Origin of the sequence: Jiangella muralis (assembly GCF_001270745.1) — a bacterium.
Classification (GTDB): Bacteria; Actinomycetota; Actinomycetes; order Jiangellales; family Jiangellaceae; genus Jiangella; species Jiangella muralis.
Window position 1 is genome coordinate 78,516 of record NZ_LFXL01000027.1, and the last position, 16,333, is coordinate 94,848.

Sequence of the window (16,333 nt, forward strand, 5' to 3'; positions counted from 1 at the left end):
CTGACGCAGTCCCGAAGAACAGTGGTATGACTGTCTCCATGACCCGGAGACGCCACGCGGTCATCGCCGCCACCGTCATGTTCGCCGCCAGCTCCGTCACCGCCGCCGCGCCGGTGGGCGCCACCGATGCGCGCGTCCCGGAGCCCACCATCGCCACCGGCCTGGGCTTCGACACCTGCACCGCGCCGTCGGTCGCCGCGCTCGACGCGTGGTGGGGCACGTCGCCCTACACCACCGTCAACATCTACTTCGGCGGCGTCAACCGCGGCTGCCGCCAGCCGAACCTGACGCCGTCGTGGGTGCAGACGGTCAGCGGCATGGGCTGGGGCCTGCTGCCCACGTACATGGGCCACCAGCCGATCTGCATGCTCGGCTCGAAGGAGCACCGGTTCACCGAGGCCGACGCCACCGCCATCGGCACCGCGAACGCGCAGGACGCCGTCGCGCAGGCGCAGCACCTCGGACTGCTGCCGGGCAGCGCGCTGTACGCCGACGTCGAGCACTACGACCGCCGCGACACCTCGTGCGTCACCGCGGTCCGCCGCTACGTCTCCGCCTGGACGACGACGCTGCACGACGCCGGCTACCTGGCCGGGGTGTACGTGCACCAGGACTCCGGCCTGCGCGACCTCTCCGCCGTCTACGACTCCCCAGACTACGCCCGCCCGGACGCCGTCTGGATGGCGCGCTGGGACGGCAACCCCGCACTCACCGGGTGGCCGACCGCGCCGGACAGCCAGTGGGCCAACCACCAGCGGGCGAAGCAGTACCTCGGCGACCACAACGAGACGCACGGCGGCGTCACGCTCAACATCGACAGCGACTCGCTCGACGCGCCCATCGCCACGGTCGCAGGTCGGTAACGCCGCCCGAAACCCCTGTTCAACGGCGGTTTTCGAGAGCACACTGGTTCCCTCCTCCCGTGGGGACTCGCCGCCGCCTGGGACCTCGCGGCCGGCTTCTGGCCCAGACCGGAGGACAGGGGGGTCCACCATGAGCCGCTGGTCGGGCACAGTCAGCAGGGCGGCCGCTGGCGCCGTCGGCGCGGCGCTGGTCGTCGCCGCGCTCAGCACGCCGGCCGAGGGGTATCCGGCCACGCCGGGGAACTACCCGAGCGGGTCGTCGGCCACCGTCGCCACCGGGCGGGGCTTCGACACCTGCACCGCGCCGTCGCTGGCCGCGCTGCAGGCCTGGCGCGCGTCGCCGTTCCGCACCGTCAACATCTACTTCGGCGGCGTGAACCGGGGCTGCACGCAGCCCAACCTCACCGCGGCGTGGGTCCGCGGCGCGACGGCGGCCGGCTGGCGGCTGCTGCCCACCTACTTCGGCCGGCAGCCGTTCTGCCTGCTCGGCACCAAGCCGCACCGGTACACGTCCGGGACGGCGGGCTCGTACGGGATCTCGGACGCGCAGGACGCCGTCGCCCAGGCGCGAGCGCTCGGGCTGCTGCCGGGCAGCGCCCTCTACGCCGACGTCGAGCACTTCGACCGCACGAACGCCGACTGCGTGCTCGCGGTCCGCCGGTATGTCTCGGCCTGGACCGTGACCGTCCACCAGGCCGGCTACCTGGCCGGCGTCTACGTGCACCAGGACTCCGGCCTGCCGACGCTGTCCGGCTCGTACGGCTCGGCCAGCTGGGCCCGGCCGGACGCCGTCTGGATGGCGCGCTGGGACGGCAACTCCGCGCTCACCGGCTGGCCCACCGCACCCAACACCCAGTGGGCCAACCACCAGCGGGCCAAGCAGTACCGCGGCGACCACACCGAGACGCACGGCGGCGTCACGCTGAACATCGACAGCGACGCGCTCGACGCCCCGGTCGCGACCGTCGCCCAGACGTTCCGCGTCACCAGCGCGACGGCGCTCAACGCGCGCACCGGGCCGTCGACGGCCTACCCCGTCGCCCGCAGCATCGCACCCGGAGCGTCCGTCGCGGTGGTGTGCCAAGGGCACGGCCAGCGGGTCGGCAGCAGCGGCGTGTGGGACCGGCTCACCGACGGCGCGTGGGTGGCCGACTACTACGTCTCGACGCCGTCGAGCACCACATTCTCCAGCTCGCTGCCCAAGTGCACGTACCCCGGCCAGGTGACGAGCACGACGCCGCTGACCGCGCGGGGCGGGCCGGGCACGAACTACGCCGCCGCCGGCGCCGCACTGCAGCCCGGAGCCCTCGCATACGTCATGTGCCAGTCGGTCGGCTCGCTGGTCGGGACCAGCCGGGTCTGGAACCGGATGGACGACGGGCGCTGGGTCAGCGACTACTTCGTGGGCAACCAGTCCTCCCACACCTGGAGCGCGCCGGTGCCGCGCTGCCCGTGAGCCGACGCGCGCTCCCGCCTGGCGCTGCGGGCCGCCTACCACGCCGGGGCATCGCCACAGGTCAAGGACCCGTGCACGCCGGCTGGTGCTCTGCCGTCACATCTGACCGCAGACCTCCATCGCGCGATCGCGCTCTGCCACCACATCTGACGGCAGAGCACCAGGCGGCGTGCACCCCTGTCGACCGCGCGAAAGGCCCGAGCGCCGGCGCCTGACCGCACGCCGCCCCAGCACGCCGCTTCGTCACCTGATCCACCCCTGGAAAACGATCAGGTGACCAAACCGCGCCCACGAACAGCGCAACGTCACCTGATCAACTCCAGCATGCGGACACGAAACGATCAGGTGACGAAGCGGCCGCCAGAAGGGGCGCTAGGTCACCCGACCGTTTCCGACGAACGGGACCGACCGCCACCCCGGCCGGCCCCGCTCGCTCCCCCGTCAGCCGATCAGGCCCCCCGCCCCCGACCGGCGACGCGTGACCACCAGCGCCGTCCCGCCGACGATGATCAGTCGTCATCGCCACCCGGAGGCGGCGTGCCCGGCGTCTCCGGCGGCGTCGGCGGGTCGAGCGGGTCGACCGGGGCGCAGACACGGGCCGGATCGGGCGGCGCACGTCCGGCCCTGCCTCTACGCTGCTGCCAGGTGTTCGACGTGACAGGAAGGTCTGACCCATGGCAGGCAAGTTCGAGCTCTACAAGGACAAGTCCGACCAGTACCGCTTCCGCCTGAAGGCCGGCAACGGCGAGGTCATCGCCGTCGGCGAGGCGTACAGCAGCAAGAGCGGCGCGCTCAACGGCATCGACTCCATCAAGCGCAACGCCGCCGAGGCGGAGATCGACGACCAGACCGGCTGACGTCCGGCCGTCCGCGAGCCCCGGTTCCGCCACGCGCGGGCCGGGGCTCCGCTCGTCTAGGGTGGGGGCGCATGGCCGCCCTGCGCGAGATCGTCGTCGACTGCGGGCACGCGCCGAGCCTGGCCCGGTTCTGGGCCGCGGTGCTCGACGACTACGACGTCCTGCCCTACGACGACGCCGAGGTCGAGCGGCTGGCGGCGCTCGGGCTCACCCCCGAGACCGACCCGACGGTGGCCGTCGGCGGCCCCGGCCCGACGCTGTTCTTCCAGCAGGTGCCCGAGCGCAAGACGGTGAAGAACCGCGTACACCTCGAGGTCGAGGCGGCCGACCGGCAGGCCGAGGTCGACCGGCTGCTCGCCCTCGGGGCCAGTGTGCACAGCGTCCACGAGCGGTGGACCACGATGCTCGACCCCGAGGGCAACGAGTTCTGCGTGACCGACGCCGGCTAGTCCGCCGTCGCCGCGGCCTGGGCGGCCCGCTGCCGCAGCACCTGCCAGGCCGGCAGCAGCGTCGCCGCCAGCGTCAGGCCCAGCGCGACCGCCACCACGCCCAGATAGATCAGCGGCGACCCCGACGGCGTCAGCTGATCGGCCCGCGCGAGGCTGAACGGGACCAGCGTCGCGACCGAGGCGAGGGTGCCGAGCGTGATGCCGACGGCCGCCACCAGCACGCCCTCGGCGCCGACCATGCGCAGCACCTGGGACCGGGTCGCGCCGGTGAGCCGCTGCAGCCCGAACTCGCGCCGCCGTGCGCCGGTGCTGGCCGACAGCACGTTGATCACCGAGATCGCGGCGTACGCGACGATCATGAGGACGATGGTGTAGTTGGCGAAGGCGAGCGTCTGCTGCTGGTCGCCGTACTCGTCGAACAGCGCGGCACGGTCGGCGACGGCCAGCCCGGGCGTCGCGGCGGCCAGATCGCGCAGCTCGGCGACGACGGCGGACGCGGCGCCGTCGTCCGCGGCGACGAGGATCTCGTGCGCCCCGCCGGCGGTCGTGTGCGCCGCCAGCAGGTCCGCCGGCAGCAGCAGCGTGTCGTAGTCGTCGGCGGCGTCGAAGGTCGCGGCCACCCGGACCGTCGCCGTCGCGCCGTCGCCGAGCCGCAGCGTCAGCTCGTCACCGAGGCCCACCCCGAGCGACCGCGCGTGGTCGGCGTCCAGCGCGACGGTGTCGCCGGTGAGGCCGGTGAGGGCGCCGTCCACCGTCGTGACCGGGGTGGTCGCCTCCGCGCCGGCAGCGGTGACGCCCTGCAGCGTCCAGCCCTCGTCGCTCTGTGAGCCGTCGCGCGGCGCCTCGACGAAGCCGGTGCTGCGGACCAGCTGGGAGGCGCCGGCGACGCCGGGCAGTGCGGCGATGCGGTCCACCAGCGCCGCGTCGGCGGGCGCGGACGACGTGACGACGGCGTCGGCGACCAGCCCGGCGGTGAACGCGTCGCGGTTGACCGCGTCCTCGGTGGACTGCAGGTAGAGCGTGCCGGTGGCGATGCCGGTGAGCATGATGATCGGGGTGACGACGGCGGCCGTGCGGGCCGTGCGGCCGCGGGCGTTGAGCACGGCCAGGTGCCCGGGGACGCCGGCCACGGCCCGGACCGGCCACTGCAGCAGCGCGGTCATGGCGCGGGTCAGCACCGGGCTGAGCAGCGCCAGCCCGATCGCCCACAGGATCACCGCCGGGCCCGCCGTGCTGGTCGTCAGCGGCCCGCTCATCACCGTCATCGTGACGACGCCCAGCGCGATGCCGCCGCTCAGCGTCAGCAGGCCGAACACCCAGCGCCACGCGCCCATCGTCCGGTGCTCCAGTGCGGCCTCGGCCAGCGCCTGGGTGGGCCGGACGGCGGCCGCCCGGCGCCCGGCGACCAGCGCGCCGCCGACCGCCGCGATCAGCGCCGCGCCGACCGCCGTCACCATCGGGATCCAGCCCTGCCGGAACTCCACCCCGGCGGGCACGACGCCGGCGTCGGTCATCCGCTCGAACAGGAACCGGCCCAGGTAGTGGCCCGGCACCAGGGCGATCCCGGTCGCGACCACCGACAGCAGCAGCGTCTCGCCGAGCACCATGCGGCGCAGCTGGCCGGGCGTGCCGCCGACCGCGCGCAGCAGCGCCAGTTCACGGCCGCGCTGCTGGATGGACAGCGCCAGCATCGAGGCGACGCCGAACATCGAGACCATGATCGCCCAGCCGCCGAAGACTCCCGCCAGCGAGATGAGGTCCACGCTGCTGGCCCGCGCCTCGGGCAGCTCGGCCAGGCCACGCGCGTCGCCGGTGAGCGTCGTCGTGGCGGTGCCGTCGAGCGCGGCGGCGATCCGCTCGCGCAGCTCACCGGCGCCCACGCCGGGCGTGGCCGTCACCGCGATCGCGTCGACCGTGCCGGACGGCGCCGGCTCGTCCAGCACCCGCCCCTCGGCCGCGGCCACGCCGTCGACCGCGGCGACCGTCGCGACCAGCTCGTCGTCGACGCGCACCCGCTCGGGCAGCACCACGGACTCGTCGGTGCCGGGAATGTCGTAACGCTGCTCCCCCGCGACGACAACGTCCGCGCCGGCCAGCTGCTGCGGCGGCACCGCCGTGCGGATGCCGGTCTCCATCAGCCCGCCGCAGGCCATCACCATCGCGGTGCCGAGCACCATCGCCACGAACGCCGCCACGAAGGCGCCCATGCGATACCGCAGGGTCCGCACCGCCAGACCGAACATCGGTTGCTCCCGAGAACACGTCGCACCTGGTGCGCGACCTCGGGTTCGACGCTACGGAGCGGGCGGCGTCGGTCCCATGGCGCTGACCGGCGGCTTCAGCCGGGGGCCAGCCCCACCTCAGATTCTGTGGCGGGCCCGCCAGTCGGCCCGGAGCAGGCCCATGAGCACGGCGTCGACGCGCTCGCCGTCCCAGAGCAGCGCCCCGCGCTCCCGTCCCTCGACGACGAACCCGCACTTCTCGTACGAGCGCTGCGCCCGCGGGTTGAACGCGTACACCTCGAGGCCCACGCGATACACGCCCACCTCCTCGAACAGGTAGGCGAGCATCAGCTCGATCGCCTCGGGCCCGAGCCCACGGCCGCGGTGGCTCTCGACGAGGTCGATGCGGAAGCCGGCGGTCTCGTTGTCGGCGTCGACCTCATTGACGGCCAGCCCGCCGACGTACTCGCCGGTGGCGGTGTCCTCGAAGGCCCAGTCGAGGCGGTCGTACTGGTCGGCGCGGCTGGCGCAGTACGCGTCGATGGCCGCGCGGGTGAACGTCTGGTGGGTGCCGGTGAGGCGGTTGAACTCGGCGTCCTGCAGCGACGCGAACACCGCCTCGGCGTGCTGGGGGCCGAGCGGGACCAGCCGGATGCGCGGGCCGGTGAGCGTGGGGGTGGCAGCGAGTGCCCCAGCGTTGATCACGCGCCCTGTCTACCTGGCGCCATGGGGCGCGGCAACGCATTTACGCAACACGTTTACACTGGGGACAGGCGAAGGCCCCTCGGAGTAAGGGTCCGAGGGGCCTTCTCAGTCGACCAGAACCATCGCGTCCGGATGAACCGGCCGGATGCTCGCCCCCTCCGATGACGGCGGCTCGAACGGCGGTCTCGCGGTCGCCCGCGTGCTCCACTGCCCTTCCGGTCTGCCGTCCGGCTCCGTCAGCCGCCCCGCCCATCGGGGTGCGGTCCGCCGGGTTGCCCCGACGTGGCGAACTGCCGTTCTCCGTCCGGCCCGCCCTCGACTACCTTCGGTGCCTTTGGCCAGGTCACCCCGGCTGTCCGGCTCCGATCTCGTCGATGACGATGGAGCATTTCTAGTCCTGTCGAGGGGGTCGCACAAGAGGGTTCGGCGAACATTTCCGGGCCGGGCCGTCGCCCACAAGGATGTCCACAAGAGGCTGAGCGTGGCCCACCGGTTTCCCACACCCCTGTGCACAGAATCTGTGGACAACTACCGGCGATTCAGCACCCGGGTGACGGCGGCGACGACGGTCGTGGCGAGCACGGCGCCGCTGAAGACGAGCCCGTAGGCCACCACGAGGTCCGGGCCACGCGGGTCCCAGGCGGCGTCCTGGCCCAGGCTGAGGATCGGGATCAGCAGGTCGAGCGTGTAGCCGAACGGGTTGAACGTCGGGTGGACGTTCACCTCGACCGGGTCCAGCGTCTTGTCCCAGAAGTAGGCGGTCCCGAACACCAGCAGGCCGACGAACCAGATGGCGGCCAGGCCGGGCCGGTAGCCGAAGCCGACGGTGAGGTCCTGCAGGTAGCCCCAGCCCTTCATCAGCGACTGGCCGAATGAGGACGTGCGCAGCAGGTCGCGGCGGTGCCGCAGCCGGGCCAGCAGGACGGTGCGCGCTGCGGCGTCGTCGCCGGAGCGGCGGTAGTGGCTGGCCAGCTGCTCGTACACCTGGTGCTGGTAGCCGGTGGGGTCGCGGCGCAGCCACGCCAGCGCGGTGTCGGTGTCGGCGTCGCCGGGGTCGTCGAAGGTGAGGCCGGACAGCATGACCATCGAGGTGTCGGTGGGGTCCATGACCAGCGTGCGGACCTCGGACCCGCGCAGGTCGACGGCGATCTCGCCGGCCGGCAGCTCCACGGTGCCGGCCTGCAACTCGGAGAGGTCGATCAGCGCCCGCAGCCCGGTGGCCGTGGCGGCGACGCTGAGGTCGTTCATCAGGATCCGCCGGTCCACCTCGGCCTCGTGCAACGAGACCAGCGGCCGCTCCTGCTCGGTTCCGGCCGCACGGGAGTCGGCGGCGTGCTCCTGGCTGATCGTCACCTGCTCGCACGACAGCTCGCCGATGTGCGCGCGGTCCAGCCGCACCTCGCCGACGATGATCAGCGGGCCGTTGCCGGTGGAGCGGCGCGAGCCCAGCTCGACCGCGCCGGACACCCGCAGGTTCGGCGCGAACACCGCGGTGCGGCCCGGGTTCGTCAGCGTCGTGCGGCCGCGGACCAGCAGCCGGCCGGCCACCACCGCCTCGGCCAGCGAGACCTGCCCGGTCAGCTCGACATCACGGCACTCCAGGTTGCCCTCGACCTTGAGCCCGGAGGCCGCGACGATCTCCCCGACGGCGACCCGGCCGTCGGCCCGTTCGCCGACCTCGCCGTGTACCGCCGTCAGCATGACGCTGAAGCCCACCTCGGCCCGTCGCAGCGCGAGGCCACCGGTCAGCTGCGCGTCGCGGACGAGGAACGAGCCGCCGATCTCGACCTGCGCGGCGTCGACGGCGAGCCGGCCCGGGTGGTGATAGCGGCCGCCGTCGACGAGGAGGTCGCCGCCGACCCGGGACCGCGCGACGATGACGGCGCCGTCGACGTCCAGCTCGGTCAGCCGGAACACCCCGCAGCCGACCTCGGGCAGCAGCAGCGCGGTCTGCCCGGGTGCGACGAACCGCGCGCGCCGCAGGCTCAGCCCGGCCGAGAACGTCGACCCGGTGAGCCGCAGCGCGCCGTTGAACACCCCGCCGTCGACGAGGAAGTCGTCGGACGTCGTCTGGATCGCGCTGAAGACGATCGCCCCATCGGCCGACCCGACGCCGTGCCCGGCCAGCGTCGAGCCGCTGAGCACGAACCGGCGGCGCACGTGCGCCTGGTCGAACGAGACGGTGCCCTCGATCTCGGCCCGCTCGAACGAGACCTTGCCGCCCACCTGCATGCCGGTGCCGTCGAGCGCGCGGTGGTCGGGCCGGCGCAGCACGGCGCCGTCGAACACGACGTCGCCGCCGACCTTGCCGTCGCGCAGCACCAGGCCGCCGTCGGCCCAGAACCCGCCGAGGTCGGACGAGTACGGGTCGTCGCCGACGACGAGGTCGCCGCGGACCTCCATGCGCGGCGCGATGAGCGCGTTGCCGTCGGGGTTGTAGATCTGTGCGCCGGTCAGCACGACGCTGTCGGCGACCGCCGCGGTGAGCCGGACGGCGCCGTCGCAGACCATGCCGCGGGCGGTGAACCGGCCGTCGACCCGCAGGCCGATGGCGTCGACGCCCATGCCGGACGCCTCGATGTAGGCGCCGCGCAGCAGCACGTCGCTGCGCACCCGGGCCTGGAACAGCCGCAGCTGGCCCTGCACCCGGACGCCGTCCATGGCCAGGCTCTTGCCGAGGTCGGCGTGGGCGAGGTCGATGTCGCCGCGGCAGCGGAACCGCCGCCCGAGCACCAGCCGCTCGCCGATGACGGCCCGCGACGCGGCCAGCGCGCGGTAGCCGCCGTCGAGGCTGGCGCCGGTGAGGAAGACCGCCGCGCCGACCCGGATGCCCTTGATGTTCAGTCCGCCCTTGGCGGACAGCCGCTCGAGGTTGAGGTCGCGCCGGACGGTCGCGGACTGCAGGCTCACGGCCCAGGAGTCGTCCGGGTTGGTGACCCGGGTGCCGACGAGGCGGACCGACGTCGCCTCCAGCTCGTCCAGCATGACCCGGCCGACCAGCCGGGCGCGGTCGGCCACCAGCGAGCCGACCGCGGCGCCGATGCCGACCATCGCGTACCCGCCGGGGTTGCTGATCTCGACGCCGCGCAGCGCGAGGGTGTCGCGGACGACGCCGCGCGGGATCAGCATGCGGCCGAGGATGCGCGCGCCGTTCTCGACCTCCAGCCGGTCGGCCTCGATGTCGCTGGCCACCAGGGCGTCGCCGCCGGGGTTGGCCAGCACCGCGCCGTCGAACACGACGCTGCCGGCTACCGTCGCGTGGCCGAGGTCGACGGTGCCGCTGCAGCGCAGGCCGTTGCCCTGCACGCCGCCCGCGACCAGCCGGCGGGCGTCCAGCGCGACGCCGTGCCGGTTGCGCAGGACAGCGTCGGTGAGGTCGAGCTTCCCGGCGACGGTCGCACCGGACAGCACGATCGGCCCGCGGACCCGGGCACCGACCAGGCCCAGTCCGCCGTCGACCCGCAGCCGCTCGGCATCGATGGCCTCGCCGGACGCCGCGAACAGCCGCGCGCGGGTGAGCAGGAGGTCGCCACCGACGCTGAGGTTGCGGGCGTGGAACAGCGTCGAGCGGCCCTGGAACCGGCTGTCCTCGAACGACGCCGACCGGTGCACGCGGGTGTCGACCATGCTGACCGAGCCGACGAGGCACTCGCGCACGGCCAGCGCGTTCTGCACGTCGACGGATTCGGTGCGCAGGTCCGGCACCCGGCAGCGGACCAGCTCGACGCCGGCCGCCGTCAGCTCGGCGAGCGCGAGGATGTCGTCGATCCAGCACATGTCCAGCCGCAGCGGCCGCTCCAGTCGCCCGTCGCGCAGCTGCAGGCCGCCGGTGATGCGGGCGCCGGTCAGCCGGACGGCGGCGCCGGGCACGCCGCCGGCGTCGCGCAGCAGCTCGTCGACGATGCGGGCGCGGACGGTGCGCGACTCGTCCCACGCGTCGGCGGACTCGACGGAGCGCGGATCGATGTCGCGGCCGAGGTCCGCCTCGCCGCCGCGAGCCACGGCGGACCGCAGCACCGACTCGGCGCGGCTGAGCCTGTCGCGCACTCTGCCTCCCGGTCCGGCCAAATCTCATCCCCGCCGTTGTCGGTGATCAATGTAACGGCAACGGCAAAGCGGTTGGATGCGGACGGACCAACTCGAACCGATCGCGGCGATACGCCGTGTCGTGACGCGGTAGTCATCCGCGGATGCGATAGAAATCGCAGAAGACCCCTCGGAGTAAGGGCCCGAGGGGTCTTCACCTGCACCGACGTGGCAGCGTACGCGCCGATACCCGGCGTGACCCACAGGTTGTGGATCAGTTGTGGAAAGCCGCGCCGAACCGTGACAAACAGCTCCGCGGGCTGTCAACCCGCCGCCACCGCCTGCAGGCCGAACCCGCTGGGCGCCTCCAGTGTCAGCCGGTCGCTGGTGATGGCGACCCGGACGTCGCCGTCGAGCGCGGCCAGCACGACGCCTTGGACGTACTGCGCCGCGCCCTCGCAGGCCAGCTCCGTCATCGCGAGATCGGTCACCGTGAGCGCGTCGCCGTCGATCATGACGGTGCCGCTGAGGTCGTTGCAGCCGGTGTTGCCGCTCAGGACGTCGCCGTCGATATGCAGGAACGCCGTGACGCCGACCGGCACGGACGACGCCGTCTGGCCGTCGGAGAGGCCGTCGACGTTCCACTGCCGGCCGGTCAGCTCGACCGGCGGGTCCAGCACGTCGCGGTCGGTCAGCGACACGCCCCGGTCGTCGGCGGTGAGCACGAGAACGCCGTCGTCGCCCAGCTCCCAGGCGGGCTCGGCGGCCAGCAGCTCGCCGACCCACTCGTCGGACGCCATGACCTCGGGCTCGCAGCCCATCGCCGTCATGCCGAGGTCGGCGGCGGTGATGCGGCCGCCGGCCAGCTCGACCGGGCCGTTCGTGCTGTTGCAGCCGGCGGTGGCGAGCAGCCGGCCGTCGTCGGTGAAGGTGAGCGTCAGCGGGCCGCCGCCGGGGATGCCGACGTTCTCGGTGGAGACGAACGTGCGGCCGGCCAGCGCGGCGCCCGCGCCGGAACCACCCGCGGCGTCACCCGTGGCGGTGTCGCCGCAGGCGGCCGGCGTCAGCAGGACGCCCAGCAGGCCGAGGCCGGCCGCTGGGCGTCGCATGTCACAGATCGGTCGACGGGGCGTCGGATGCCTGCATGGTCAGCGACTCACCCTCGGCGTTGGTGATGGTCAGAGCGTCGCCGGACACCTCGACGGTGACCTCGCCGCTGAGCACCGCCAGCATCGAGTTGTCGATCTGGCCGAGGTCGCCGGAGCAGCCGCGACGGGTGGAGATGAGCGGCTGGAAGGTGATGCTGGAGTCGCTCACCTCGGCCGACCCACTAAAGCCGTTGCAGCCCGTGGAGCCGGTGACGTCGCCGTTCTCGCCGATCTCGAAGTAGGCCTGCGGGTCGGCCGGGCCCGCGATCGTCGCGCCGGCGGCCTGCAGTTCCTCGAGCACCCACCGGCTGCCGACGATCGGCACGGCCGGTTCGGTGGAGCCGTCGGAGCCGGAGTCGCCAGGGACGGCGGTGGTGTCGTCGCCGCTGTCGTTACCGCCGCAGGCCGCCAACAGGGCGATGCCGGCGACCGCAGCGAGGGTTCCTAGTCGTCGCATGTCAGTGAGACGGACGCGGGGCCATCGCCGTTCCTGGGTTGCGCGAAGTTACCGACAAGTAGCACCATGGGGTTACCGGCTGGTAGCAAGAGGCTGACGGAGGAAGCGATGAGCCACTACAGGTCCAATCTGCGCGACATCGAGTTCGCGCTGTTCGACGTGTTCGGCAGCGACGCGCAGTTGGGCAGCGGGCGCTACGAGGAGTTCGACGCCGACACGGTGCGCAGCATCCTGTCCGAGGTCGACCGCATGAGCCGCGAGGACCTCGCCGCGTCGTACGCCGACTCCGACCGCACACCGCCGGTCTTCGACCCCGCCGCCCACACCGTCACCGTCCCCGACGCGTTTCGGAAGAGCTTCGACACCCTGATGGACTCCGAGCTGTGGCGCTTCGCGCTGCCCGAGGGCCTGGGCGGCACGCCGCTGCCGCCCTCGGTGTTCTGGGGCGCCGCCGAGCTGATCCTCGGCTCCAACGCCGCCGCCTGGATGTACGCGTCCGGCCCGTCGTTCGCGAGCGTCATCTGGCGCAACGGCACCGAGGCGCAGAAGCGCATCGCCGAGATCATGATCGACCGCCGCTGGGCCGCCACCATGGTGCTCACCGAGCCAGACGCCGGGTCCGACGTCGGCGCCGGCACCACCAAGGCGCTGCCGCAGCCGGACGGCAGCTGGCACATCGAGGGCGTGAAGCGGTTCATCACGTCCGGCGAGCACGACATGAGCGAGAACATCGTCCACCTCGTGCTGGCCCGGCCGGTCGGCGTCGAGGGCGCCGGCGGCCCCGGCACCAAGGGGCTGTCGCTGTTCGTCGTCCCGAAGATCCGGTTCGACCCCGAGACCGGCGAGCTGGGCGAGCGCAACGGCGTCTACGCCACCAACGTCGAGAAGAAGATGGGCCTCAAGGTCTCGACCACCTGCGAGCTGACGTTCGGCGACGGCGAACCGGCGACCGGCTGGCTGCTCGGCGACGTCCACGACGGCATCGCGCAGATGTTCCAGGTCATCGAGTACGCCCGCATGATGGTCGGCACGAAGGCCATCGCCACCCTCTCGTCCGGCTACCTCAACGCGCTCGACTACGCCAAGGAGCGGGTCCAGGGCGCCGACCTCACCCGGGCCACCGACAAGGCGGCGCCGCGCGTCACCATCACCCACCACCCCGACGTCCGCCGCTCGCTGATGACGCAGAAGGCGTACGCCGAGGGCATGCGGGCGCTGGTGCTCTACACCGCCACCATGCAGGACGCCGTCGCGGCCGCGGCGGCACGGGGCGAGACCGACGCGAACGCCGAGCGGATCAACGACCTGCTGCTGCCGATCGTCAAGGGGTACGGGTCGGAGCGGTCGTGGGTGCTGCTGGGCTCGGAGTCGCTGCAGACCTTCGGCGGCTCGGGCTTCCTGCAGGACTACCCGCTGGAGCAGTACGTCCGCGACGCCAAGATCGACACCCTGTACGAGGGCACCACAGCCATCCAGGGCCAGGACTTCTTCTTCCGCAAGATCGTCCGCGACAACGGGCAGGCCCTCGGCTGGCTGTCGCAGCAGATCCAGCAGACCGTCGACGACGAGCTGGGCGGCGGGCGGCTGAAGGTCGAGCGGGAGCTGCTGGCCAAGGCACTGGCCGACGTCCAGGGCATCCTCGGCACCATGGTCGGCTTCCTGATGTCCGCCGACGAGCGCACCGAGGGCGGCGACGTCCGCAACGTCTACAAGGTCGGCCAGAACACCACCCGGCTGCTGCTGGCCGCCGGCGACCTCGTCGTGGCCTGGCTGCTGCTGCGTCAGGCCGCCGTGGCGCTCACCAGGCTCGACGGCGACGTCTCGGCCAAGGACCAGGCGTTCTACGACGGCAAGGTGGCGGCCGCGCAGTTCTTCGCCCGGCAGGTGCTGCCGCGGCTGGCGGCCGAGCGGGCCGTCGCCGAGGCCACCGACAACGCGCTGATGGACCTCGACGAGGCCGCCTTCTGACCCGTCGCCCGCGCGGCTGACCGCCGCCCCGCACGTCGGCCCTCGGACCGCACCACCCACGGTCCGGGGGCCGTCGCCATGCCGGGCGCACCTTGGCAAGTAGATTTGCCATTATCTCTTGACTGGCAAACCTTCTTGCCGAATGCTGTCCCCATGACGCTTCAGGAGCGCCTCGCCGAGCACGCCGGCCGCCTGACCCAGGCCGACCGGCAGCTGCTCGAGGTCGTCCTGTCGCATCCGACGGAGGCCGCGTTCCTGCCGGCCGGCGAGGTCGCCGCGCGGGCGGGTGTCCATCAGGCCACCGCCACCAAGCTGGCCCAGAAGCTGGGCTATCCCGGTTACCCGGCGCTGCGTGAGGCGCTCCAGCACGACCTGCTGGGCGGCGCCACGCCGGCCGAACGGGTCCGCCGCCGCCTCGAGCACGCCGGCACCGGCGGGCCGCTGGAGTCGTTGATCGCCGACGAGATCGCGGCGCTGCACGACCTGCCCCGGCACGTGGCGCAGGACGCCGTCGACGCCGCCGCCAGGCTGATCCTGCGGGCCGGTCACGTCTACATCTACGGCCGTGGCAACGCCACGGTCCTGGTCGAGCTCCTGCACCGCCGGCTGCGCCGGTACGGCCTGCGCTCGACACCGCTGCCGACCTCCGGCCGGGACCTCGCCGAACACCTGGTCGGCCTGCGCGAGGGCGACGTGGTCGTGGCCTTCGCCTTCCTGAACCCACCTCGCCACCTGTCCGCCGTGCTGGGTCGCGCGCGTTCGGCCGGATCAGGCTCGCTGCTGATCACCGACACCCTCACGACGCTCGATGAGCGCCCGGACCACGTCCTCGCCGCGCCGCGCGGCTCCGGGCGCGAGTTCCAGTCGCTCACCGTGCCCATGGCGGTCACCAACGCACTGATCCTCACCCTCGCCCGGCTGGAACCCGACCGCACGCTCCAGGCCCTGGAAGACCTCCGGTCTCTGCTGGACCGCCTGGACGGGTGACCACCGGCACGTCCCATCAGGAGCAACGATGCCCCGCACCCGCATGGCCCTGATCGTCGCCACCCCACTCGCCCTGGCCCTCACCGCCTGCGGAGGCGGCACCCCCGACTCCGCCGAACCCGCCGCGCCGGCCACCGCCGACGCCCTCGACGACGCCTCGGCCGACGAGCTGTACGAGCAGGCCCAGGAGGAGGGCAGCGTCGTCGTCTACTCCTTCACGTCGCGGATCGCCGAGGTCGAGACCGCGTTCGAGGCCGCCTATCCCGGTGTCGACCTGATCGGCAACGACATCTCCGCGACCGAGCAGATCGCCCGCATCAAGGCCGAGGCCCAGGCCGGGACGCCCGGCGCCGACGTCGCCTACCTGTCCGACGCGCCCGTCGTCCTGACCGAGCTGGTCGAGGCGGGGCTGCTGCACGGCTACGTCCCGCCGCGCCTGGACGACACCGTCCCCGACCGGTACCGCGAGCCGCTGCTGGCCCAGCGGCTGTCCACCAAGGTGCTTATGTACAACGAGGACGCCCATCCGGACGGACCGCCGGTCGGCAACCTCTGGGAGCTCACCCAGCCGGAGTGGACCGGCCGCGTCGTCATGGTCGACCCCGCGGTGCGCGGCGACTACCTCGACCTCGCGACCGAGCTGACGCTCCGGTCGGACGACATGGCCGCCGCCTACCAGGAGCTCACCGGCACCGAGCTGGAGCTCGACGACGGCGTGCCCGACGCCGGCAGCCAGTGGCTCAAGGACCTCTACGAGAACGACGTGGTCCTGGTCGACGACACCGACAACGTCAACGCCGCGGTCGGCCAGATCGGCCAGGACGCCCCGCCGGTCGGCTTCACCTCGTACTCCGACCGGCGCGACAACGCGGACGAGGGGTGGGCGCTGCAGGTGGCGACGGACGTCGCACCGGCCAACGGCATCGCCTTCCCGGCGCTGCTCGGCATCGTCGACGGCGCCGAGCACCCGGCCGCGGCCCGGCTGCTGATCGACTTCCTGATGGGCGACGACACCGAGACCGGCGGCGCCGGCTTCGAGCCGTTCTACGTCGCCGGCGACTATCCCGTCCGCACCGACGTCGTCCCGCCCGCCGACGCGGTCGCGCTGGACGACCTCGGCGCCTGGATCATCGACCCGGCGGCCGTGGCCGAACGCCGCGCCGAGGTCGCCGACTTCCTGCTCACGCTCGGCTGA

12 protein-coding genes are annotated in these 16,333 nt (G+C 72.9%); 7 read left to right on the top strand and 5 right to left on the bottom strand.

The features are described 5' to 3' along the window. Window positions 1-38 precede the first annotated feature (38 nt). The 4 genes from ACW62_RS22950 to ACW62_RS22965 all read left to right on the top strand — a co-directional run bounded on the left by ACW62_RS22950 (window position 39) and on the right by ACW62_RS22965 (window position 3,625). Window positions 39-863 carry a glycoside hydrolase domain-containing protein gene (locus ACW62_RS22950; RefSeq protein WP_205629543.1) on the top strand — a complete coding sequence of 275 codons (825 nt, stop codon included), beginning with the start codon at window positions 39-41 and terminating at the stop codon, window positions 861-863. A 130-nt stretch (window positions 864-993) separates the two neighbouring features. Next, a complete protein-coding gene (locus ACW62_RS22955) occupies window positions 994-2,319 on the top strand; it encodes a glycoside hydrolase domain-containing protein (protein ID WP_083460065.1) in 1,326 nt (441 codons plus the stop codon). A gap of 674 nt (window positions 2,320-2,993) precedes the next feature. Further along, window positions 2,994-3,176: a YegP family protein gene (locus ACW62_RS22960; protein ID WP_053206434.1), complete on the top strand. Its 183-nt coding sequence runs from the start codon at window positions 2,994-2,996 to the stop codon at window positions 3,174-3,176. A 71-nt stretch (window positions 3,177-3,247) separates the two neighbouring features. Next, window positions 3,248-3,625, top strand: a complete 378-nt coding sequence (locus ACW62_RS22965; RefSeq protein ID WP_053206435.1) for a VOC family protein — start codon at window positions 3,248-3,250, stop codon at window positions 3,623-3,625. On the opposite strand, the gene ACW62_RS22970 is transcribed toward ACW62_RS22965, so the two are convergent. From ACW62_RS22970 to ACW62_RS22990, 5 genes are all read right to left on the bottom strand, one after another. Then, a complete protein-coding gene (locus ACW62_RS22970; protein WP_053206436.1) occupies window positions 3,622-5,868 on the bottom strand; it encodes an FtsX-like permease family protein in 2,247 nt (748 codons plus the stop codon). The two genes, ACW62_RS22965 and ACW62_RS22970, sit on opposite strands and share 4 nt — an antisense overlap. A gap of 117 nt (window positions 5,869-5,985) precedes the next feature. Then, window positions 5,986-6,552 (bottom strand): GNAT family N-acetyltransferase, encoded by a 567-nt coding sequence (locus ACW62_RS22975; protein WP_053206437.1) that lies wholly within the window; start codon window positions 6,550-6,552, stop codon window positions 5,986-5,988. 528 nt (window positions 6,553-7,080) lie between these two features. Beyond that, window positions 7,081-10,599, bottom strand: a complete 3,519-nt coding sequence (locus ACW62_RS22980; RefSeq protein ID WP_053206438.1) for a hypothetical protein — start codon at window positions 10,597-10,599, stop codon at window positions 7,081-7,083. Window positions 10,600-10,901: 302 nt separating this feature from the next. Then, window positions 10,902-11,687: an META domain-containing protein gene (locus ACW62_RS22985; RefSeq protein ID WP_053206439.1), complete on the bottom strand. Its 786-nt coding sequence runs from the start codon at window positions 11,685-11,687 to the stop codon at window positions 10,902-10,904. A gap of 1 nt (window position 11,688) precedes the next feature. Next, window positions 11,689-12,183: an META domain-containing protein gene (locus ACW62_RS22990; protein WP_083460066.1), complete on the bottom strand. Its 495-nt coding sequence runs from the start codon at window positions 12,181-12,183 to the stop codon at window positions 11,689-11,691. A 108-nt stretch (window positions 12,184-12,291) separates the two neighbouring features. Between ACW62_RS22990 and ACW62_RS22995 the strand changes: the two genes are divergently transcribed. The 3 genes from ACW62_RS22995 to ACW62_RS23005 all read left to right on the top strand — a co-directional run bounded on the left by ACW62_RS22995 (window position 12,292) and on the right by ACW62_RS23005 (window position 16,333). Next, entirely contained in the window at window positions 12,292-14,151 is a 1,860-nt protein-coding gene (locus ACW62_RS22995; RefSeq protein ID WP_053206441.1) for an acyl-CoA dehydrogenase, read from the top strand. A 153-nt stretch (window positions 14,152-14,304) separates the two neighbouring features. Then, window positions 14,305-15,138 (top strand): MurR/RpiR family transcriptional regulator, encoded by an 834-nt coding sequence (locus ACW62_RS23000; RefSeq protein WP_053206442.1) that lies wholly within the window; start codon window positions 14,305-14,307, stop codon window positions 15,136-15,138. 28 nt (window positions 15,139-15,166) lie between these two features. After that, window positions 15,167-16,333, top strand: a complete 1,167-nt coding sequence (locus tag ACW62_RS23005) for an ABC transporter substrate-binding protein (RefSeq protein ID WP_053206443.1) — start codon at window positions 15,167-15,169, stop codon at window positions 16,331-16,333.

Bases quoted from the DNA above. Each gene is read 5' to 3' on its own strand.
- ACW62_RS22965 (WP_053206435.1), top strand. From the start codon at position 3,248: ATGGCCGCCCTGCGCGAGATCGTCGTCGACTGCGGGCACGCGCCGAGC.
- ACW62_RS22990 (WP_083460066.1), bottom strand. From the start codon at position 12,183: ATGCGACGACTAGGAACCCTCGCTGCGGTCGCCGGCATCGCCCTGTTG.
- ACW62_RS22970 (WP_053206436.1), bottom strand. From the start codon at position 5,868: ATGTTCGGTCTGGCGGTGCGGACCCTGCGGTATCGCATGGGCGCCTTC.
- ACW62_RS23000 (WP_053206442.1), top strand. From the start codon at position 14,305: ATGACGCTTCAGGAGCGCCTCGCCGAGCACGCCGGCCGCCTGACCCAG.
- ACW62_RS22960 (WP_053206434.1), top strand. From the start codon at position 2,994: ATGGCAGGCAAGTTCGAGCTCTACAAGGACAAGTCCGACCAGTACCGC.
- ACW62_RS22985 (WP_053206439.1), bottom strand. From the start codon at position 11,687: ATGCGACGCCCAGCGGCCGGCCTCGGCCTGCTGGGCGTCCTGCTGACG.
- ACW62_RS22950 (WP_205629543.1), top strand. From the start codon at position 39: ATGACCCGGAGACGCCACGCGGTCATCGCCGCCACCGTCATGTTCGCC.
- ACW62_RS23005 (WP_053206443.1), top strand. From the start codon at position 15,167: ATGCCCCGCACCCGCATGGCCCTGATCGTCGCCACCCCACTCGCCCTG.
- ACW62_RS22955 (WP_083460065.1), top strand. From the start codon at position 994: ATGAGCCGCTGGTCGGGCACAGTCAGCAGGGCGGCCGCTGGCGCCGTC.
- ACW62_RS22995 (WP_053206441.1), top strand. From the start codon at position 12,292: ATGAGCCACTACAGGTCCAATCTGCGCGACATCGAGTTCGCGCTGTTC.